Annotated in this window: 20 protein-coding genes, 1 tRNA gene and 1 other RNA gene; 14 read left to right on the forward strand and 8 right to left on the reverse strand. The window is 63.4% G+C overall.

The genetic code is table 11. The features are described from left to right. Positions 1–18 precede the first annotated feature (18 nt). A complete protein-coding gene (locus ATN00_RS13330) occupies positions 19–315 on the forward strand; it encodes a chorismate mutase (protein WP_062068798.1) in 297 nt (98 codons plus the stop codon). On the opposite strand, the gene ATN00_RS13335 is transcribed toward ATN00_RS13330, so the two are convergent. The 4 genes from ATN00_RS13335 to rpiB all read right to left on the reverse strand — a co-directional run bounded on the left by ATN00_RS13335 (position 312) and on the right by rpiB (position 3,816). Continuing rightward, positions 312–1,385, reverse strand: coding sequence for a TrmH family RNA methyltransferase (locus ATN00_RS13335; protein WP_082635210.1), 1,074 nt, complete (start codon positions 1,383–1,385; stop codon positions 312–314). The two genes, ATN00_RS13330 and ATN00_RS13335, sit on opposite strands and share 4 nt — an antisense overlap. Positions 1,386–1,467: 82 nt before the next feature. After that, positions 1,468–1,929 carry a transcriptional regulator NrdR gene (nrdR, locus tag ATN00_RS13340; protein ID WP_062065437.1) on the reverse strand — a complete coding sequence of 154 codons (462 nt, stop codon included), beginning with the start codon at positions 1,927–1,929 and terminating at the stop codon, positions 1,468–1,470. A gap of 118 nt (positions 1,930–2,047) precedes the next feature. Next, complete coding sequence (gene glyA / locus ATN00_RS13345; RefSeq protein ID WP_062065440.1) at positions 2,048–3,367, reverse strand: serine hydroxymethyltransferase; 1,320 nt, start codon at positions 3,365–3,367, stop codon at positions 2,048–2,050. Positions 3,368–3,378: 11 nt separating this feature from the next. Further along, positions 3,379–3,816, reverse strand: coding sequence for a ribose 5-phosphate isomerase B (rpiB, locus tag ATN00_RS13350; protein ID WP_062065443.1), 438 nt, complete (start codon positions 3,814–3,816; stop codon positions 3,379–3,381). A 101-nt stretch (positions 3,817–3,917) separates the two neighbouring features. On the opposite strand from rpiB, the gene ATN00_RS13355 reads away from it, so the two are divergent. After that, positions 3,918–4,115 carry a hypothetical protein gene (locus ATN00_RS13355; RefSeq protein WP_062068802.1) on the forward strand — a complete coding sequence of 66 codons (198 nt, stop codon included), beginning with the start codon at positions 3,918–3,920 and terminating at the stop codon, positions 4,113–4,115. Positions 4,116–4,187: 72 nt separating this feature from the next. On the opposite strand, the gene ATN00_RS13360 is transcribed toward ATN00_RS13355, so the two are convergent. Further along, complete coding sequence (locus tag ATN00_RS13360; protein ID WP_062065446.1) at positions 4,188–4,844, reverse strand: alpha/beta hydrolase; 657 nt, start codon at positions 4,842–4,844, stop codon at positions 4,188–4,190. Between the two features lie 131 nt (positions 4,845–4,975). On the opposite strand from ATN00_RS13360, the gene ATN00_RS13365 reads away from it, so the two are divergent. The 12 genes from ATN00_RS13365 (at position 4,976) to ATN00_RS13420 (ending at position 14,852) form a co-directional block, all read left to right on the forward strand. Continuing rightward, complete coding sequence (locus ATN00_RS13365; RefSeq protein WP_062065449.1) at positions 4,976–6,031, forward strand: cysteine desulfurase family protein; 1,056 nt, start codon at positions 4,976–4,978, stop codon at positions 6,029–6,031. Continuing rightward, complete coding sequence (locus tag ATN00_RS13370; protein ID WP_062065452.1) at positions 5,998–7,122, forward strand: cysteine desulfurase family protein; 1,125 nt, start codon at positions 5,998–6,000, stop codon at positions 7,120–7,122. The genes ATN00_RS13365 and ATN00_RS13370 overlap by 34 nt, the downstream gene beginning before the upstream one ends. A 15-nt stretch (positions 7,123–7,137) precedes the next feature. Then, positions 7,138–7,473, forward strand: coding sequence for a 2Fe-2S iron-sulfur cluster-binding protein (locus tag ATN00_RS13375; protein ID WP_062065455.1), 336 nt, complete (start codon positions 7,138–7,140; stop codon positions 7,471–7,473). A gap of 20 nt (positions 7,474–7,493) precedes the next feature. Beyond that, positions 7,494–8,423: an SGM family class A beta-lactamase gene (gene blaSGM, locus ATN00_RS13380; RefSeq protein ID WP_062065457.1), complete on the forward strand. Its 930-nt coding sequence runs from the start codon at positions 7,494–7,496 to the stop codon at positions 8,421–8,423. A gap of 56 nt (positions 8,424–8,479) precedes the next feature. Then, positions 8,480–8,577, forward strand: an RNA gene (ffs, locus tag ATN00_RS13385) — signal recognition particle sRNA small type. 79 nt (positions 8,578–8,656) lie between these two features. Beyond that, on the forward strand, positions 8,657–10,258 hold the full coding sequence (locus ATN00_RS13390) for a DNA polymerase III subunit gamma/tau (protein WP_062065460.1): 1,602 nt from the start codon (positions 8,657–8,659) through the stop codon (positions 10,256–10,258). A gap of 3 nt (positions 10,259–10,261) precedes the next feature. Next, on the forward strand, positions 10,262–10,585 hold the full coding sequence (locus ATN00_RS13395; protein WP_062065463.1) for a YbaB/EbfC family nucleoid-associated protein: 324 nt from the start codon (positions 10,262–10,264) through the stop codon (positions 10,583–10,585). 130 nt (positions 10,586–10,715) lie between these two features. After that, positions 10,716–13,112 carry an endopeptidase La gene (gene lon / locus ATN00_RS13400; RefSeq protein WP_062065466.1) on the forward strand — a complete coding sequence of 799 codons (2,397 nt, stop codon included), beginning with the start codon at positions 10,716–10,718 and terminating at the stop codon, positions 13,110–13,112. Positions 13,113–13,306: 194 nt separating this feature from the next. Then, positions 13,307–13,579, forward strand: a complete 273-nt coding sequence (locus ATN00_RS13405; RefSeq protein ID WP_062065469.1) for an HU family DNA-binding protein — start codon at positions 13,307–13,309, stop codon at positions 13,577–13,579. 239 nt (positions 13,580–13,818) lie between these two features. Next, positions 13,819–13,895 (forward strand) — tRNA-His (locus ATN00_RS13410). Positions 13,896–13,960: 65 nt separating this feature from the next. After that, entirely contained in the window at positions 13,961–14,332 is a 372-nt protein-coding gene (gene hisI / locus ATN00_RS13415) for a phosphoribosyl-AMP cyclohydrolase (RefSeq protein WP_062065472.1), read from the forward strand. Continuing rightward, positions 14,319–14,852 carry a hypothetical protein gene (locus tag ATN00_RS13420; protein WP_062065475.1) on the forward strand — a complete coding sequence of 178 codons (534 nt, stop codon included), beginning with the start codon at positions 14,319–14,321 and terminating at the stop codon, positions 14,850–14,852. Before hisI ends, ATN00_RS13420 begins: the two co-directional genes overlap by 14 nt. A 21-nt stretch (positions 14,853–14,873) precedes the next feature. Here ATN00_RS13420 and ATN00_RS13425 read toward each other — a convergent pair whose 3' ends face one another. Genes ATN00_RS13425 through ATN00_RS13435 form a run of 3 tightly spaced genes read right to left on the reverse strand, consistent with a single transcriptional unit; the run spans position 14,874 to position 18,827 of the window. Beyond that, entirely contained in the window at positions 14,874–15,566 is a 693-nt protein-coding gene (locus ATN00_RS13425) for a L,D-transpeptidase family protein (protein ID WP_062065478.1), read from the reverse strand. A 59-nt stretch (positions 15,567–15,625) separates the two neighbouring features. After that, entirely contained in the window at positions 15,626–17,893 is a 2,268-nt protein-coding gene (locus ATN00_RS13430; protein ID WP_062065481.1) for an NADP-dependent malic enzyme, read from the reverse strand. Positions 17,894–17,903: 10 nt separating this feature from the next. Then, entirely contained in the window at positions 17,904–18,827 is a 924-nt protein-coding gene (locus ATN00_RS13435; RefSeq protein ID WP_062065484.1) for a LysR family transcriptional regulator, read from the reverse strand. Position 18,828 lies beyond the last annotated feature (1 nt).

Consider the following 18,828-nt stretch of genomic DNA (forward strand, 5'->3'; position numbering starts at 1 on the left):
GGCTTAGGCAGCCTGCCCATGAACCCCGAAAGCTATACGACCATGGCGCAGGTCCGCGCCGGCGTGGATGAAATCGACCGGCAGATCGTGGCGCTGCTTGCCCAGCGCTTCGCCCATATGCGCGCCGCCGCCCGGATCAAGCCGGAACGCGGGCACGTCCGCGACGAAGAACGCAAGGCGCTGGTCATCGCCAACGCCCGCGACGAAGCGGAAAGACTGGGCGCGCCCGGCGATGCGGTTGCGGCGCTGTGGGATCAGCTTGTCGAAGCTTCCATCGCTTATGAGATGGACGAGTTCGACCGCCTGAAAGGCTAACGCTCCCGTGGATTGCCGAGCGCGGACAGTACGCCGCGCAGGGTCCGCACCTCCAGATGGTTCCAGCCTGGCTTGGTGAGCAGGTTCCGCAGCGTCCGCTTGGTCGCGGGCGCACGGTCGGGCGGGAAGAAATAGCCCGCCTTGTCGAGCAGTGCTTCAAACTGCGCGATCATCCCTTCAAGCTCCATCTGCGGAGCCGGTTCGCCCAGATCGACCACGGTCGGCTGCTCCAGCGCAGCCTGCTTCGACCATTCATAGGCGCATAATATCACGGCCTGCGCCAGATTGAGCGACCCGAACTCCGGATTGATCGGCACGGTCAGGATCTTGCGGGCCAACGCCACGTCCTCCGTTTCCAGCCCCGAACGCTCCGGTCCGAAGACATAGGCGCAGCGCCCCTGCGCGGCATGAATTTCCCGCGCCGCTTCCTCTGGCGTCACGACCGGCTTGGTCACGCCGCGCTTGCGGACCGTCGTCGCATAGACATGCGCGCAATCGGATACGGCGTCGGCCAGATTTTCGAAAACCATGGCCTTGTCGAGCACGATGTCCGCGCCCGCCGCCGAAGGCCCCGCATCGGGATTGGGCCAGCCGTCACGCGGAGATACCAGCCGCATCTCCGTCAAACCAAAGTTCAGCATGGCCCGCGCCGCCTTGCCGATATTCTCGCCTAGCTGCGGACGGACAAGGACGATGACGGGGGAGGCCGCAGGGCTATTTTCAGTGTGCTTGTCATTGCTTTCCTCCGTTCGCCCTGAGCGAAGTCGAAGGGCGCTGCTGAGCGCTGGCGAAGTATGTGAAACGGCCGCCTTCTTCAATTTTTCCCAGTTCCCTGCAATCAACGCCTCCTTCTTCTTGCGCGACCAGCTCTTGATCTGGAGTTCGCTGGCAAGCGCTTCGGCGCGAGTTTCAAATTGTGCGGACCACAAAATTTCTACGGGACGGCGGTCCAACGTATAACCCTTGATCTCGCCGGATTGGTGCTGACCCAGACGCTTTTCGAGATCATCGGTGTGGCCCGTATAATAGGAACCGTCCGAACATCGCAGGATATAGGCGTAAAATCCCATTGCGGTTCAACAGTCTCGCTTCGCTCGACCTTGCCCTTCGACTCCGCTCAGGGTGAACGGAAAGAGTGTAGATGTCGTCACCTCACTCACTCCCGACTTCCTTCACGGTACTGGCAAAATCCTCGAAATCCCGCGCGTCGGTGAAGTCCTTATAGACGCTGGCGAAACGGATATAGGCCACGCTGTCGAGCCGTTTCAGCCCCTGCATGACCATCTCGCCGATGGAGCGGGCGGGGATTTCGCTGTCGCCGCTGGTTTCCAACTGGCGCTGAATGCCGGAAATCAGCTTTTCCAGACGGCTTGGGTCAATCGGCCTTTTGCGGCAGGCGATGTCGATGGATCGCGCCAGCTTGTCGCGGTCGAACGCTTCCTTGCGCCCCTCGCTCTTCATCACCCAGATGTCGCGCAACTGTATCCGCTCGAAGGTTGTGAAGCGCGCGCCGCAAGCTTCGCACTGCCGCCGACGGCGAATGGCGTTGCCATCCTCCGTGGGGCGGCTGTCCTTTACCTGACTGTCTTCATGCGAGCAGAAAGGGCAACGCATTCACAAACTCCGTTCGTTTCGCGCTTGTCGAAAAACGCTTGGCGCTTGCCGCGTCTCGGCCTGTCCTGACCGCCTGCCTTTGCAGGCAGTCGAAGGGTTTGACACGAATGCTCCTGGGTTAATCCGCATAGATCGGGAAGCGGGCGGTGAGCGCCGAAACGCGCTCGCGCACATTGGCCTCGACTGCCGCATCGCCAGCCTCTCCCTTGTCGCGCAGCCCTTCGAGCACATCGGCGATCATGTCGCCGATCGCCTCGAACTCCGCCACGCCGAACCCGCGCGTCGTGCCCGCGGGCGAACCCACGCGGATGCCGCTCGTCTTGGTCGGGGGCAGGGGATCACCCGGCACGCCATTCTTGTTGCAGGTGATGAAGCTGCGCTCCAGCGCTTCGTCCGCGTCCTTGCCTGAAATGCCGTAGGGCCGCAGGTCGATCAGCGCCAGATGTGTATCCGTGCCGCCCGAAACCACGGCCAGCCCACGCTGTTCCAGCTTACCGGCCAGCGCCTTGGCGTTGGTGACGATGGCCTGGGCGTATGTCTTGAACTCAGGCCGCAACGCTTCGCCGAAAGCCACAGCCTTCGCCGCGATGACATGCATCAGCGGACCGCCCTGCAAGCCGGGGAATACCGCCGAATTGATCTTCTTCGCGATGGCTTCGTCATCGGTCAGGATCATGCCGCCGCGCGGCCCGCGCAGCGTCTTGTGCGTAGTGGTGGTGACGACATGGGCATGGCCGAAGGGCGTTGGATGCGCGCCGCCCGCCACCAGACCGGCGAAGTGCGCCATGTCCACCATGAACAGCGCGCCTACCTTGTCCGCGATGGCCCGGAACCGGGCGAAGTCGATATGGCGCGGATAGGCGCTGCCTCCCGCGATGATGATTGTCGGCTTGCTTTCCACCGCCATCGCTTCGACCACGTCATAGTCGATCAGGTGTGTGTCCTCACGCACGCCATATTGCACGGCATTATACCATTTGCCTGACATGGCGGGCTTTGCGCCGTGGGTCAGATGGCCGCCCGCGTCCAGCGACAGCCCCATGATCGTGTCGCCCGGCTTGGTCAGCGCCAGCATCACCGCGCCATTGGCCTGCGCGCCCGAATGGGGCTGCACATTGACGAAACCGCAGTTGAAAAGCTGCTTCGCGCGGTCGATTGCAAGCTGCTCCACCTCATCCGAAGGGGCGCAACCCTGATAGTAGCGCTTGCCCGGATAGCCTTCCGCATACTTGTTGGTGAATACCGATCCTTGCGCTTCCAGCACCGCCTTGCTGACGATATTTTCCGATGCGATCAGCTCTATCTGGTTCTGTTCGCGCTTCAGTTCGTGGGTGACGCCCGCGAATACCGCCGGATCGGCATTGGCCAGGCTGCGCGTGAAATAGCCTTCCGAACGGATGTCGGACAGGTCAGGCTGGGTGAGGGTTGCTGTGCTCATCTCAAGTCCTTTCAGAGCGCGGGCTGGGACAGTTTATCGACGCGGCCGGCATGGCGCCCGCCGCCGAAATCGGTAGTCAGAAAAGCGGTGACGCAGGCCTTTGCCATGTCGACGCCGGTCAGGCGCGCGCCCATGGCGAGGACATTGGCGTCATTATGCTCGCGCGCCAGGGCTGCGGAAAGCGGTTCCCCGACCAGCGCGCAGCGACAGGCGGGATTGCGGTTGACCGCGATGGAAATGCCGATGCCGGAGCCGCAAAGCGCGATGCCCCGCTCGGCAGAGCCGGATGCCACGGCCGACGCCAGCTTGTAGCCATAGTCGGGATAGTCGACCCGGTCGGCGGTCGCAGGGCCAAGGTCGTCCACCTGATGCCCCTCGGCGCGCAGCCATTCCGCGAGTTCCGCCTTCAGATCGACAGCGGCATGATCGGAAGCAATGGCGATTTTCATCGGATATATCCCTTCACCGCTCGGGTGATTCGTTTCACGCGCCTCTTAGGCGGAGCGGCGGCGGATTGCCACAGTCCACCGCCATGCTTATGGCCCTTTCCATGGCAGGCACGATTTTATCCATTTTGATGCTGGCGGGGGTTCTCCTGACCAGCGGAGGCATCTACGCCATCGTGAAGAAGCGCGACCGGAAGCGGGGCGTGCTGATGATTGTCGCGGGCATCGTCATGTTCGCCAATGTCGCGATCTCCGCCATTCCGGGACCGGATCTGCCCGGTCTGGAAAATGCCAGCCGCTGATCCGGCTGGCGCGGCCAATAGAAAAAGGGGCCACCCGACGGCAGCCCCTTCACATTCTGGCCAGTGCGGGTCTCAGCGAATGGGCGAATCCGGCGACAAGCGCATGTCCAGATAATTGTCGACCGACTTCATGAGCTGATCCAGTTCATGCTCGAAAAAATGGTTCGCGCCACGGATTTCGTCATGATGAATGGTGATGCCCTTCTGGGTCCGCAGCTTGTCGACCAGCTTCTGCACGGCGCTGGCGGTCACTACTTCGTCCGCCGTTCCCTGCACGATGATGCCGGAAGCGGGGCAGGGGGCCAGGAACGAGAAGTCATACATATTGGCCGGCGGCGCGACCGAGATGAAGCCGCGAATCTCCGGCCGCCGCATCAGCAACTGCATCCCGATCCACGCGCCGAAGGAAAAGCCCGCGATCCAGGTCGTCTGCGCCTCGGGATGGAAGCTCTGCACCCAATCGAGCGCCGCGGCGGCGTCGGACAGTTCGCCGATGCCATTGTCGAACGTGCCCTGGCTGCGGCCCACGCCACGGAAATTGAAGCGCAGGACGGCAAAGCCCCGCTTCACGAACGTCTTGTAGAGCGCCTGCGTGATGCGGTCGTTCATCGTGCCGCCGCCCTGCGGGTGGGGATGCAGGATCATCGCGACAGGCGCGCGGGGGCGGGGCGGAGGGCTGAAACGACCCTCAAGGCGACCTTCGGGTCCGGGGAAAATTACGTCGGGCATGGCACCTGTTATCGTTATGGCCGCCGGGCGGCTGATGGATGCGTGGGACGCGGACAAGCCTTTGCTGGCGCTGCGCCGCAGACAGCCTATATAGAGGGCGCGACCATTTCCGCAATCAATGAGTATCCCCCTTGGCCGCCGACCGTCTCTATCTGGATCATGCCGCAACCACGCCAATGCTGGCGGAGGCGAAAGCCGCGATGATCGAAGGGCTGGAGCGATGGGCCAATCCGTCCAGTCCCCATGGCGACGGCCGCGCCGCCCGCGCCGCACTGGAGGATGCGCGGCGGCGGATCGCGGGCGCGCTCGGCTGGGATGGCCACGTCATCTTCACCTCCGGCGCCAGCGAAGCGATCGCCATCGGCCTGACCCGGGCAAAGGCAAAGTGCGTTCTCACGTCCCCCGTCGAACATGATGCCGTGCTGCGCGTGACGCCGCTGGCGGAACGGATGGCGGTGGATGCCAATGGCATCGTTGACACGGCCTCCCTGCCTCCTGGGCTTGTCGAAGGGCGATCCAGCCCGATCCTCGCCATCCAGCACGTCAATAATGAAACCGGCGTGATCCAGCCGCTCGACCGGATCGGGCGCGATACCGGTCTGCTCTTCGTCGATTGCGCGCAAAGCGCGGGCAAGCTGCCCCTGCCAGATGCTGACATGATCGCGATCAGCGCGCATAAATTCGGTGGGCCTCCGGGCATGGGCGCATTGCTGATCCGCGATCTGGCGTTGCTGGAGCCAAGCGGCGGGCAGGAACAGGGCTACAGGGCGGGAACGGAAAACCTCCCCGGCATCCTCGCCATGGCTGCCGCGCTGGAGGCGCGCGGCGACTGGCTCCCTGCCGCGAGGCAATTGCGCGCCCGGCTGGATGCCGGGATCGAGGGGGCGGGAGGGCAAGTCATCGCCCGCAACGCCTCGCGCATCGCCTCCATCGCCAGCTACCGGATGCCCGGTCTGTCGGCCCGCGCTCAGCTTATCCAGTTCGACCTTGCAGGCATTTCGGTGTCTGCGGGCAGCGCCTGCTCCTCCGGTTCGCTCAAGACCAGCCACGTCTTGCGCGCCATGGACTATGACGAAACGGCGGCGGGTGAGGTGGTCCGCGTCAGCTTCGGCCCCACCACCGGGGAGGCAGACATAGACCGCTTCCTCATGCAATGGACCGCCATGGCGGAGCGTGCGCGGTCATGACCATCTATCTCGATTATCAGGCCACAACCCCACCCGCGCCCGAAGTCTTTGACGTCATGGCGCCGTTATTGCGCGACCAGTTCGCAAACCCCCACAGCGCTCATCGCCTCGGCCGCGCCGCTGCCGCGCAGATAGATGTCGCTCGCGAGGAGGTGATGCGATTACTCCCACCCGATGGCCGCCTGCTCTTCACCTCCGGCGCGACTGAAGCGCTGAACATGGCCATTCAGGGCATAGGGGCCGGCCGCATTGTCACCATCGCGACGGAACATGCCGCGGTGCTGGATACGGTCGATGCTCTGGCGCGGGACGGGCGTGAGGTCACGGTCCTGCCGGTGGGACCGGGCGGTCTGGTCGATATGGACGCCGCGAGGCAGGCGATCGCGCCCGGCGTCGCGCTGGTCGCGGCGATGCTGGTCAATAATGAGATTGGCGTCGTTCAGCCCGTCGAGGTCCTCGCGGAACTTGCCCACGCCGCCGGAGCCCTGTTCCTGTGCGACGCCGTGCAAGGCTATGGCCGCGTCCCCATCCCTCCATCCTGCGACATGATCGCTATCAGCGGCCACAAGATCCACGGCCCCAAGGGGATCGGCGCGCTCTGGATCAGGGACGGCATGACCCTCCGCCCGCTCATCCACGGGGGTAGGCAGGAAGGGGGATTGCGATCCGGGACACTCTCTCCCGCGCTTTGCGCTGGCCTCGGCATGGCGGCCCGGTTGATGCGGGAACGTGCCGACACGGATCGCGCCCATGTCGAATCGCTTTGGCAACGGGCGCGGACGCTGTTCAGCAACTGGGCGCTCAACGGCGACGCCGACCGGCGCTATCATGGCAATCTCAACCTGCGGCGTGATGGAATCGATGGCTCGCGCCTGTTGTCCGATTGCCGCAATGTCGCTTTTTCGCTCGGCAGCGCTTGCGCGAGCGGGTCGGGTCGGCCTAGCCATGTGCTGCGCTCGCTCGGTCTTTCGGACAGGCAGGCGCGGGGATCGGTGCGGATCGGCTTTGGCCGTTATACGACACAGGCCGAATTGGAGGATGCTGCACAGGTGATCAATAAGGCGGCGGGCATGCAAGGCGCGCCGCGATAAGGGAGCGTCGCACCTATGACCAGGGTAACCTTCATCAGCGCCGATGGCGAAAGCAGGCAGGAGGTTGACGCGCCCGCCGGCTCGGTCCTTCTGAACGTCGCGCAGGCGGCCGGGCAGCCGCTTGAAGGCACTTGCGAAGGGCAAATGGCCTGCTCCACCTGTCATGTGATCGTCGACGCCGCCGATTTTTCCAGACTCCCCCGGGCGACGGAGGAGGAGGAGGACATGCTTGACCTTGCCGCTTCCGCGACGCGCACCAGCCGGCTTTCCTGCCAGATCGTGCTGGATGCGGCGCTGGAAAGCCTGACTGTCCGTATTCCGCCCGAAACCTACAACATGCAGGGTATGTGAGAATTGCCATGAAACATCCGATGCGCCTTGCGTTGCTGACGGCTTGCGCGTTGCTCGCCGCCGCTCCCTCTCTTGCACAGGACAGCGAACGACCTTCGCTGATGCCGCCTGCGCCGCGTTATGTGATTCCCGAATCCGCGCTGAAAACCGTCCGCAATCCCAAGATGATCGAGGAGGAAACGGGCGGCCGCCTGGGCGTTGCGTTGGTCGACAGTTCGGGCGCGCTCATCCTTGGCTTCAACCGTGACGATCGCTTCGCCATGTGCTCGACCTTCAAGGCGCCCTTGGCAGCCGCCATCCTGTTGGGCGCGGAAGGCGGCAAGTTCGGACTGGAAGGACAGGTGTCCCTCACGAAGGACGACCTTCTTTCCCATGCTCCGGTCGTGAAGCAGAATCTGAAACGCGGCCGCCTGTCGATGGAGGAACTGGCGGCGGCGGCCGTGGAAGTCAGCGACAACAGCGCCGCCAATCTGCTGCTGCCCATGATCGGTGGGCCAGAGGGGCTGACGGCCTTCTTCCGCGCCCATGGCGACAGCCTTTCGCGTCTCGACCGCAAGGAACCGGACCTCAATGAGAATGAAGCGGGCGATCCTCGCGACACGACCAGCCCGGCGGCGATGGCGGGACTGATGGCGCGCCTGCTGTTCAAGGACATGAAACCGGAAAGCGCCGAGAAACTGCGGAGCTGGCTCGACCAGAGCAAGACCGGCGATCATCGGATAAAGGCGGGCCTGCCGGAAGGATGGACATCGGGCAGCAAGACCGGAAGCTGCGGCACGGCCTATAATGACGTGGCGCTCGTCAAATCGCCCACGGGCGCGGAATATCTGCTGGCGATATACCTCGACCGTCCGACCGTGGATGAAGCGAAGGCCGAAGCCGCGATTGCCGAAACGGCTGCGTCCGCGCTGGATTTCGTCGCGCAGGCCAAGCGCAGCGGGCCGGAATGACCGCGCCGCCTTCTTTCCACCCCTTGCCATACCCGGCGCACTTCGCCATATGCCGCGCCGGGAGTCGGGCGGACGTGATCGTCGCCAACCTGGTCAGGTCCTGACGGAAGCAGCCACAACGATTTCGTCACGGGTCGTTCCGGCTCCCACCCTCCTCCATGGTCGTGCGATCATAATCCCAAGAGGCTTTTGCGGCTTCGACAGTATCGTTCCAAGCCGCTAGATTGCGCCCCATGTCCGATTCCCCCCAGCCCTATCGCGTTCTTGCGCGCAAATACCGCCCGCGCAGTTTCCATGAGCTGATCGGGCAGGACGCCATGGTTCAGACGCTAGGCAACGCCATCAAGCGTGGGCGACTGGCTCATGCCTTCCTGATGACGGGCGTGCGCGGGGTGGGCAAGACGTCGACCGCGCGCCTCATCGCCAAGGCGCTGAACTGCATCGGCCCGGACGGGCAGGGCGGTCCCACCATCGATCCCTGCGGCGTCTGCGAACCCTGCAAGGCGATTGCCGAAGGGCGCCACATCGACGTCATCGAAATGGACGCCGCCAGCCATACCGGCGTCGACGACGTGCGCGAGATCATCGAGGCCGTGCGTTATTCCGCCGTCTCCGCGCGCTACAAGGTCTACATCATCGACGAAGTCCACATGCTCTCGAAGAACGCGTTCAACGCGCTCCTCAAGACGCTGGAGGAACCGCCGGCCCATGTGAAATTCCTCTTCGCCACGACCGAAGTGAACAAGGTGCCGGTGACGGTCCTCTCGCGCTGCCAGCGGTTCGACCTGCGCCGCATTCCGGCCGATCTGCTCGCCAGCCACTTCACCCATGTGGTGGAGGCGGAAGAAGTCGCGGCCGAACCCGATGCGCTGGCTCTGATCGCGCAGGCGGCGGAAGGCTCCGCCCGCGATGGCCTGTCGATCCTGGATCAAGCCATAGCCCACGCCGAAATGGGTGATGGCGCACCGCTCGTCACCGCCGCGCAGGTGCGCGAGATGTTGGGCCTTTCCGATCGCGGCTCCGTGCGCCGCCTTCTGGGCCTTTTGCTGGAGGGGGAAACCGCGCCGCTGCTCGCTGCCGCCCGCGATCAATATGCTCTGGGTGTCGAGCCGCTCTCGCTCATGCGCGGACTGCTGGAACTGGTCCACGCCGTCACGTTGGTCAAGGCGGGGCGCGACATCGCCAGCCCCGGCCAGTCTGTCGAGGAACGGGAAGCCATTGCCGAATGGGCCTCGCAACTCGGTTTCGCGCCGCTCCATCGCCTGTGGCAGCTTCTGCTCAAAGGGCATGACGAGGTGGCAAGCGCCATCCTCCCCATCGAAAGCTGCGAAATGGCATTGCTGCGCGTGATGCACGCCGCCACGATGCCGGACCCCGGCGAAATCGCGCGGATGTTGCGCGAGGGTGGGCCGGTGGCGACCAACGGGCCCGCCGCATCCCTGGAATCCTCATCCGGTTCTTCGACAAAGCTACCCGCCAGCTTCGACGATCTGATCGAAGCCTTCTGGCAGCACGGCAAAGGTCAGTTGGCGCAAGAGCTTCACGATTGCGTCGGCCTTGTCCGTTATGCCGCGCCCGAACTCGACTACAAGGCCACGCCAGCCCTCTCATCCGACTTCACCGCCCGCCTGACGCCCGCCTTGCGCGAAGTCACGGGCGTCGCATGGCGTGTCGCGCAAAGCGATGGACCGGCTGCACCCACCTTGCTGGAGCAGGAACAACGCAAGGCGGCGGAAGAACGCGCCGTCATTCTGGAAACCCCGGTGGTAAAGGCCGCAATGGCGGCCTTCCCCGATGCCGAGCTGGATGAAAAGCTCGAACAATGGAGTGCATGAGGCATGAAGGATCTCAACGAAATATTGGGCATGGCCAATCGCGTGCAGGAAGAATTGCAGCGCGCGCAGGAAAATCTCGACAAGATTGAGGTAGAAGGCGCGGCGGGCGGCGGCCTGGTCAAGGTGCGCGCATCCGCCAAAGGCCGCATTGTCGGCGTGTCGATCGACGAAAGCCTGCTTTCCCCCTCCGAAAAGCAGATGCTTGAGGATCTCGTCACGGCCGCCTTCAACGACGCGCGCAAGAAGGCGGACGAGGTCAGCTCTTCTGAAATGGCGAAGATGACCAGCGGCCTTTCGCTTCCTCCGGGTTTCAAACTACCGTTTTGAAACGAAAACGATGGTCCCTGTTCGACGTTAACTATGTTGTCCCCATCAGGGGCGATTGATTGGTGCGATAGTCGTCCCCATAAAGACGATGAATCGCATATGGATCTGGAAAGCAGATCCCGGAGAATGAATGACTACGAACTATCCGCTTCTGCCCCTGCGTGACATCGTCGTTTTTCCGCAGATGATCGTTCCGCTGTTTGTTGGACGCGACAAGAGCGTGGCCGCGCTCGAAGCGGCGATGGAAGGCGACAAGGAGATATTCCTCGTTTCCCAGCTTGACCCGGCGGAGGATGATCCGGGCAGGGATTCCCTTTATGACACGGGCGTCGTGGCCGTGGTGCTGCAGCTTCTCAAGCTGCCCGATGGCACCGTTCGCGTGCTGGTGGAAGGCAAGCATCGCGCCCAGCTTCAATCCATGGATTCGGTTGACGGTTATCTGACCGCTACCATCCTTCCTGTGGAGGAAGCGGCGGCGGAAGGGCCGGAAGCGGCAGCCCTGATGCGTTCGGTCGCCGAACAATTCGAAAATTATGCGAAGCTCAACAAGAAGCTTCCCGCTGAAACCCCGGTCCAGCTTCGCGAGATCGAGGATGCGGGCCGTCTGGCCGATGCGGTCGCTGCCAATATCAACGTCAAGGTGTCTGACAAGCAATCGCTGCTGGTCGAGGCTGATCCGGTCAAGCGTCTCGAAATGGTGTTCGCCTTCATGGAAGGCGAGCTTGGCGTGCTTCAGGTTGAAAAGAAAATTCGCGGCCGCGTGAAGCGGCAGATGGAGAAGACCCAGCGCGAATATTATCTCAATGAGCAATTGAAAGCGATTCAGCGCGAACTGGGCAACGGCGAAGGTGAGGAAGGCGACGAACTTGCCGAACTCGCGGAAAAGATCGCCAAGACCAAGCTGAGCAAGGAAGCGCGGACCAAGGCCAGTGCCGAGTTGAAGAAGCTCAAGGCGATGCAGCCCATGTCGGCGGAGGCCACGGTCGTCCGTAATTATCTGGATGTGCTGCTGGGCCTGCCTTGGGGCAAGAAGGGCAAGGTCAAGACCGACCTCAAGCGCGCGCAGGCGATCCTGGATGAAGATCATTTCGCGCTGGAGAAGGTCAAGGACCGGATCATCGAATATCTCGCGGTGCAGGCGCGCACCAACAAGCTCAAAGGCCCGATCCTGTGCCTCGTCGGCCCGCCGGGCGTGGGCAAGACGTCGCTCGGCCGTTCCATCGCCAAGGCGACGGGCCGCGAGTTCGTGCGCCAGTCGCTGGGCGGCGTACGGGACGAGGCCGAAATTCGCGGCCACCGCCGCACCTACATCGGCTCGCTGCCGGGCAAGGTGGTGACGAATCTTAAGAAGGCGGGCACGATGAACCCGCTGTTCCTGCTCGACGAGATCGACAAGCTGGGGCAGGATTTCCGGGGCGATCCCGCGTCCGCCCTGCTGGAAGTGCTTGACCCGGAACAGAACAGCAAGTTCCAGGATCACTATCTGGAGATCGACGTCGATCTTTCAGACGTGATGTTCGTGACGACCGCCAACTCCTTGAATTTGCCTCAACCTTTGCTCGACCGCATGGAGATCATCCGGCTGGAAGGCTATACCGAGGATGAGAAGGTGGAGATCGCCCAGCGTCACCTGCTGTCCAAGCAGATCGACGCGCACGGTCTCAAGGAAGGTGAGTTCGAAGTCACCGAAGATGCGGTTCGCGATCTGATCCGCTACTATACCCGCGAGGCGGGTGTCCGCACGCTGGAGCGTGAAATTGCCCGTCTCGCCCGCAAGGCGCTGCGGAAGATATTGGAGGGCGCTTATGGCAAGATCGTCATAACGCCTGAAAATCTTGCCGATTATGCGGGTGTTCGCAAATTCCGTCATGGCGTGGGTGAGGAAGAGCATCAGATCGGGGCTGTCACCGGCCTTGCCTGGACTGAAGTGGGCGGCGAACTGCTGACGATTGAGGCGGTGACTGTATCCGGCAAGGGCTTGATCAGAACCACGGGCAAGCTTGGCGATGTCATGAACGAATCGGTTCAGGCGGCTTTTTCTTATGTGAAGGCGCGCGCGCCCGGCTATGGGATCAAGCCCAGCATCTTCAATCGCAAGGACATTCACATCCATCTGCCCGAAGGGGCGGTGCCGAAGGACGGTCCGTCCGCGGGCATTGGCATGGTTACCTGCATCGTCAGCACATTGACGGGCATCCCGGTGCACAAGGACGTGGCGATGACCGGCGAAGTCACGCTGCGCGGCCGGGTGCTGCCGATCGGCGGACTGAAGGAAAAGCTGCTGGCCGCATTGCGCGGGGGCATCAAGACCGTGCTGATTCCGCAGGAAAATGAGAAGGACCTGGCGGAAATCCCGGCCAATATCCGTGAAGGACTCGAAATCGTGCCGGTAAGCCATGTGGATGAGGTGTTGGCCCGCGCGCTGGTGTCGCTTCCCGAAGCGATTACATGGACCGAAGAGGATGACCTTGCCGCTCAACCGCCCGCGACTTCGGGCCGGGATGGAGATGCTGGGCTTCGGCACTGACAGGGGCATTCAAGGGGAATTGGCGGCAATGGGCACTGATTTTTATGCTTTTTTGTCCTGAAATGGGCAAAAATGCGGCGAACCAGAGTAGTTTGTCGCTTTCCCTTTGACAGGCGCTGAAAGCTGGGCCTTATTGCCGCGCCATACGCCGCGATTCCTAAGTCACCAAACAGCTATAAGGGGGTTCCCAAGGCATGAACAAGCAGGATCTTATCAGTGCGGTTGCCGAAAGCAGCGGTCTTAGCAAGAACGACGCCAGCAAGGCTGTCGAAGGCGTATTTGATGCTATCACAGGTGCACTGAAGAAGGGCGACGAAGTGCGCCTGGTCGGCTTTGGCACTTTTTCCGTTTCGCAACGCAAGGCTTCGACCGGCCGTAATCCGCGCACTGGCGAGACCATGACCATCAAGGCATCTGCTCAGCCCAAGTTCAAGGCGGGCAAGGGCCTGAAGGACGCGGTCAACTGACGATCGGGGCGTTTCCCTTGGGAAGCGTCCAAGTCTTATATATTGCCGGCGTCGCGGTCGGAAGCATTTCAGGAGAGTGAGTTCGCGCCCGAATTTCCGGATGCGAACATATGCCGAAAGTGGAAAGGGGAGGGGCATGATGCCGGCCTCCCTTTTCTTTCATCCAGGCGGATTTGTTCGCTTGACGAGGGGGAATGGGCCGCATATGTGCCGCTCTCTCGACGCCGTAAGGCGCTGTGGCGATCGTAGCTCAGTTGGTTAGAGCGCCGGTTTGTGGTACCGGAGGTCGCGGGTTCGGATCCCGTCGATCGCCCCATTTTCTCCCGGACTCCTGTGATAAGGGACTTCGCATCCGGCGCTCCGCCTCTTATAGCGCAACGCATGGACGATGCGCGCGACAAGGGCCTGACCCTCAATCCCAAATATGACGATAACGGCCTCATCACGGCGGTGGTGACGGATGTGGCCACAGGCGATGTGCTCATGGTCGCGCACATGAACGCGCAGGCTCTGGCGCTCACCATCGAAACGGGCCTGGCCCATTTCTGGTCCCGCAGCCGCCAGTCGCTATGGAAGAAGGGGGAAACGTCCGGCAACATGTTGCAGGTCTGCGATCTCCGCATCGACTGCGATCAGGACGCGGTATGGATCAAGGCCACGCCCGCCGGTCCCACCTGCCATACAGGCGCGCGCACCTGCTTTTTCCGCCGCATAAGCGCGGAGGGGCTCAGCAGGGTCGATGCGGCGGACTAGCCTGATCCTGCTACTCTTGCTGGCGGCCTGCCAGCAGGCGGCTGGACCGGATCAGGCGGGGGGCGGAGCGGACACTCCTTCCGCCTCTGGTCTGGAACGGGCTGCCATCGAATCCGGGGTCGTCGCCGATGTCGGCAAGATATCCCCCGTCGGCCTGTTTCAACAGCGGCATGAAGCGGGGCGCGACATGCTCTGCATTGTGCCAGGCCGCAACGGAACCCTGCATTTCGGGCTGGAGGCCATTTTCGGCGCCGAACAGAGCTGCCACGGACAGGGCGCGGCCCGCAGGGCGGGCGACAAGCTGGTCCTCAGCTTCGGCGGGCGCGACCAATGCATCATCGTGGCGCAATATGATGGCGATCAGATCGCCTTGCCGGGCGTCGTCGACATGAAATGCGCCGACCTTTGCGAGGGTCGCGGCTCGCTGGAAGGCGTGAGCTTTCCCCGGATAGCAGGACAGGCTGGGCCCGCCTTTGCTGCCCGGGACCGCGCGGGCGAATCGCTCTGCGCGCCGGACTGAGCGAAGCCTGTTCCGAAAGCGTCAGGCCGGGTCGGCGTGGCTGGTGTCCAGCATCCGTCCGTTGGTGATGATCGCCATGTCGCCTAATTTAGTCGCTCCGAACAGCTTCTTCGCAAAGGGCGTGGGGACGCCGATGCAGCCATGGGTCGCATTGCCCCACTGCACGTCGCTGCCGTGGATCGCCACTCCGTCATTGGTGAGCCGCAGCATATAGGGCATCGGCGCGTCATAGAGGTTCGACACATGGTCCGCGTCTTTTTCCGTGATTGGAAAGGCGCCGAGCGGGCTGGGCTTGTCATCCGCGCCGTAAAGAATGACCGCCGCCCCGATTTCATAGCCGCCGCGGAACACGGACAGGGTCTGCGCCTTGAGGTCGATAGTGATGATGACCGGGCCGGTGGTCGGCGCGCCGCTTTCGTCCCAGACATAATCGCCATGTCGGAAAGGCCCGTCGATCTTGAGCACGCGCTTCACGACAAGTGCATGGGGATCGACGGTCATCGGCTGGGATCGTGAGCGTTCGGCGGGTTTCGTTCCGGCAAGGGCGACGGCAGCCGTCTTCTTTTCTTCGGGCGAGACTTCCGCCGTCTTTCCCTCAGTCGCCGCCGGACGGTCGATTTTGCTCGCGACCAGCAGGCCCGCAGCGCCCAATCCGGCCCCGATCGCCAGCTTCGGCCCGAAGCCCTTCACCAGTCCCGTCAGGAAACCTGCCATGATCCGCTAACCCGTTCCATTCCGTTGCCGCGCTGTAATGTGACGGGAAAAGGTTAAGGTCAGCCTTCCCGCGCTACTTCCGCCGCCGCAATGGCGGTCAGGTTCAATATCCCGCGTGAGGTGACGCCCGGCGTCAACACATGGATCGGCTGGGAAAGGCCCATCAGCATCGGTCCCACCGTGGGCGAACTGGAAGAGGCCGACAGCGCCGTCAGCGCGATGTTCGCCGAATCCAGGTTGGGCATGACCAGCAGGTTCGCTGGCCCTTCGAACCGCGAATCGGGGACCAGCCGGTCGCGCAACGCCTGACTGAGCGCCGCATCCGCATGCATTTCGCCATCCACGGCCAGATCGGGCGCGGCTTCACGCACCAGCTTCAGTGCCGCCCGCATCTTGCGCGCACTGGGGCTGTGCGAAGCCCCAAAATTGGAATGAGAGAGCAACGCCACCCGCGGTTTCAATCCGAAATAGCGCAGCTCCGTCGCCGCCAGCAACGTCATCTCTGCGATCTGCTCCGGCGTCGGATCGGGCACCATATGGCTGTCCGTGATGAACAGCGCGCCCGCGTCCAGGATAAGCCCTGACAGCGCATAGGCGCGCCCATAGCCCGGCTCCCGGTCGATGATCCGCAGCACATGCTCGACCTGTCCCCAATATTCCGAATTGCCGCCGACCAATGCCGCGTCGACCTTGCCCAGTCGCAGCAGCATGGCCGCGGTCACGGTTGGCCGACGATAGACATGGCGTAAAATCTCGGCGGCTGGCACTCCCTTACGCGCCGCTATCGTGCGATAGCCATCGACCAGTTCCTGCATGACGCCATGGTCGGTTTCCGGGTCGATCACTTCGACATCCCGGTCCAGTTCGAAACGCAGGCCCAGGTCGGGCAGCTTCTGTTCCAATATCCGCCGGCGCGCAACGATGACGGGGCGCACGATCCCTTCGTCCAGTGCGTCCTGAATGGCGCGCAGCACGCGCGCATCCTCGCCTTCGCCATAGACAATGCGCCGATGCGTGCCCCGTGCCGCCTCGAACACCGGCAGCATGAGCTGGCCCGAGCGCGTATTCTGGCGGGCCAGCGCGCGCCGATATTCGTCGATATCCAGCGTCCGCTTCGCCACGCCGCTATCCATCGCCGCCCTGGCGACGGCCGGCGCAATTTCCGCGATCAGGCGCGGGTCGAATGGGGTGGGAATGATATATTCCGGCCCGAACACCAGTTTACGCCCGCCATAGGCCTGCGCCACGTCGTCATGCGCGGGTAGGCGAGCAAGGGCTGCGATGGCTTCGGCAGCCGCCGCCTTCATCGCCTCGTTAATCTGCGTCGCGCCAGCGTCCAGCGCCCCCCGGAAGATATAGGGGAAGCACAGGACATTATTGACCTGATTGGGAAAGTCCGACCGCCCCGTCGCGACGATGGCGTCGGGCCGGGCCGCCCGCGCCACGTCCGGCAGGATTTCCGGCTCCGGATTGGCGAGCGCGAAGATCAACGGGCTATCCGCCAGCAAAGGCAGCCATTCCGGCTTCAACACGCCCGGCGCCGACAGGCCCAGAAAGATGTTCGCCCCCGGCAGCACTTCCGGCAGGGTCCGCGCATTGGTGACGCGGGCATAGCGCGCCATATTGGGCAACATGCCTTCGCGCCCGGAATGGATCACGCCGTCCTTGTCGGTCATCGTCACATGCTCGACCGGCAGGCCCATGGACACCAGCAGGTCGACGCAGGCCAGCGCCGCCGCGCCCGCGCCCGACGTTACCAGCCGCGCTTCGGCCAGCGTCTTGCCCTGCAGGACCAGCGCATTGCGGACCGCCGCCGCCACGACGATGGCCGTGCCGTGCTGATCGTCGTGAAAGACCGGGATGTTCATCCGTTCCTTCAACCGCGCTTCGATGGCGAAGCATTCCGGGGCCTTTATGTCCTCCAGATTGATGCCGCCGAAGGTCGGTTCCAGCAGCGCCACCGCTTCGACGAACTTGTCCGGGTCGGTCGTGTCCACCTCTATGTCGAACACGTCGATATCGGCGAACTTCTTGAAGAGGACGGCCTTGCCTTCCATCACCGGCTTGGACGCCAGCGCGCCTATGGCGCCCAGCCCCAGCACCGCCGTCCCGTTGGAGATCACCGCGACCAGATTGCCGCGCGCCGTATAGTCCAGCGCCTTGTCCGGGTCCGCCGCGATCTCCATGCAGGGCGCGGCCACGCCCGGCGAATAGGCCAGCGCCAGATCGCGCTGGTTGACCATGCGCTTGGTCGGTTCGATGCGAAGCTTGCCCGGTTGGGGAAAGCGGTGGTAGTCGAGCGCGGCGCGGCGTGTATTGTCGTCCATGGGGGGAGCCTTAGAAGTCCTGCGCCGCCGGGGCAATGGCCGTCCCCTCCCACGGCGGCGTCGGCTGATATAATCCCGCCAGAAAATCAATGAAGGCGCTCAAGGCCAGCGGTGGATTGGGCTGCGGCAGGTGAACCGCGAACAGGCCGACGTCCGCCGATCCTTCCCATGCGGGCAAGATTTGCCGCACCTGTCCCAGCGCCAGCGCCTCGCTGATGTCCCAGAGCGAACGCAGCGCGATCCCCGTGCCCGCGATCGCCAGTTCACGCACGACCTCGCTGCTGTTGGTGGGGACATGGCTCACTCCGCCCACGCTGATGGCGCCGTCTGGGCCGGTCAGCCGCCATGGCAACTGCCCCTCCGCTGCCAGCAGCCTGTGTTTTTTGAGGTCCGCTATGTCCTGCGGAGCGCCGAACCGCTCCAGATAGGCGGGCGCGGCGCACAATATCCGCCTGTTGGTCGCGAGCCGCCTTGCCACGAGGCCCTGTCCCGGATCGACGGTGATGCGTATGGCAAGATCGGCCCGCGTGGCAAGCAGGTCGGCATAGTCATCCGACAGGTCGATATGCAGCGTAACGCGGGGATGTGCATCCATGAACCGCCCCAGATGCGGCGCGATATGCATCCGCCCGAAGGATGTGGGCGCGGTGATCCGTATCGTCCCCGAAGCTTCCTCACAGGCGCCCGACACGCGCCTTTCCGCTGCGTCCAGCGCCGTCATTATCTCCCGCAGGTCGTCATGCAGTCGCTCGCCCGCGGGCGTCAGCGCCAGCCTTCGCGTCGTGCGATGGATCAGCCGCGCGCCCAGCCTTTCCTCCAGCCGCACCAGCCGCTTCGACACCATGGCGGGCGAAATGCGGAGCCGCCGCCCCGCCGCCGCCAGCCCGCCTTCGTCCATGATCGCGGCGAAGAGGTCGTAATCCGGGTCCATCATA

The sequence above is a fragment of the Sphingobium baderi genome (assembly GCF_001456115.1).
In the GTDB taxonomy this organism is placed as follows: Bacteria; Pseudomonadota; Alphaproteobacteria; order Sphingomonadales; family Sphingomonadaceae; genus Sphingobium; species Sphingobium baderi_A.

Excerpts from the sequence above, each read along its gene's own strand:
- ATN00_RS13330 (WP_062068798.1), top strand. The coding sequence starts at position 19 with ATGAACCCCGAAAGCTATACGACCATGGCGCAGGTCCGCGCCGGCGTG.
- ATN00_RS13335 (WP_082635210.1), bottom strand. The coding sequence starts at position 1,385 with ATGGGATTTTACGCCTATATCCTGCGATGTTCGGACGGTTCCTATTAT.
- nrdR (WP_062065437.1), bottom strand. The coding sequence starts at position 1,929 with ATGCGTTGCCCTTTCTGCTCGCATGAAGACAGTCAGGTAAAGGACAGC.
- glyA (WP_062065440.1), bottom strand. The coding sequence starts at position 3,367 with ATGAGCACAGCAACCCTCACCCAGCCTGACCTGTCCGACATCCGTTCG.
- rpiB (WP_062065443.1), bottom strand. The coding sequence starts at position 3,816 with ATGAAAATCGCCATTGCTTCCGATCATGCCGCTGTCGATCTGAAGGCG.
- ATN00_RS13355 (WP_062068802.1), top strand. The coding sequence starts at position 3,918 with ATGGCAGGCACGATTTTATCCATTTTGATGCTGGCGGGGGTTCTCCTG.
- ATN00_RS13360 (WP_062065446.1), bottom strand. The coding sequence starts at position 4,844 with ATGCCCGACGTAATTTTCCCCGGACCCGAAGGTCGCCTTGAGGGTCGT.
- ATN00_RS13370 (WP_062065452.1), top strand. The coding sequence starts at position 5,998 with ATGGACCGCCATGGCGGAGCGTGCGCGGTCATGACCATCTATCTCGAT.
- ATN00_RS13375 (WP_062065455.1), top strand. The coding sequence starts at position 7,138 with ATGACCAGGGTAACCTTCATCAGCGCCGATGGCGAAAGCAGGCAGGAG.
- blaSGM (WP_062065457.1), top strand. The coding sequence starts at position 7,494 with ATGCGCCTTGCGTTGCTGACGGCTTGCGCGTTGCTCGCCGCCGCTCCC.
- ATN00_RS13390 (WP_062065460.1), top strand. The coding sequence starts at position 8,657 with ATGTCCGATTCCCCCCAGCCCTATCGCGTTCTTGCGCGCAAATACCGC.
- ATN00_RS13395 (WP_062065463.1), top strand. The coding sequence starts at position 10,262 with ATGAAGGATCTCAACGAAATATTGGGCATGGCCAATCGCGTGCAGGAA.
- lon (WP_062065466.1), top strand. The coding sequence starts at position 10,716 with ATGACTACGAACTATCCGCTTCTGCCCCTGCGTGACATCGTCGTTTTT.
- ATN00_RS13405 (WP_062065469.1), top strand. The coding sequence starts at position 13,307 with ATGAACAAGCAGGATCTTATCAGTGCGGTTGCCGAAAGCAGCGGTCTT.
- hisI (WP_062065472.1), top strand. The coding sequence starts at position 13,961 with ATGGACGATGCGCGCGACAAGGGCCTGACCCTCAATCCCAAATATGAC.
- ATN00_RS13420 (WP_062065475.1), top strand. The coding sequence starts at position 14,319 with ATGCGGCGGACTAGCCTGATCCTGCTACTCTTGCTGGCGGCCTGCCAG.
- ATN00_RS13425 (WP_062065478.1), bottom strand. The coding sequence starts at position 15,566 with ATGGCAGGTTTCCTGACGGGACTGGTGAAGGGCTTCGGGCCGAAGCTG.
- ATN00_RS13430 (WP_062065481.1), bottom strand. The coding sequence starts at position 17,893 with ATGGACGACAATACACGCCGCGCCGCGCTCGACTACCACCGCTTTCCC.
- ATN00_RS13435 (WP_062065484.1), bottom strand. The coding sequence starts at position 18,827 with ATGATGGACCCGGATTACGACCTCTTCGCCGCGATCATGGACGAAGGC.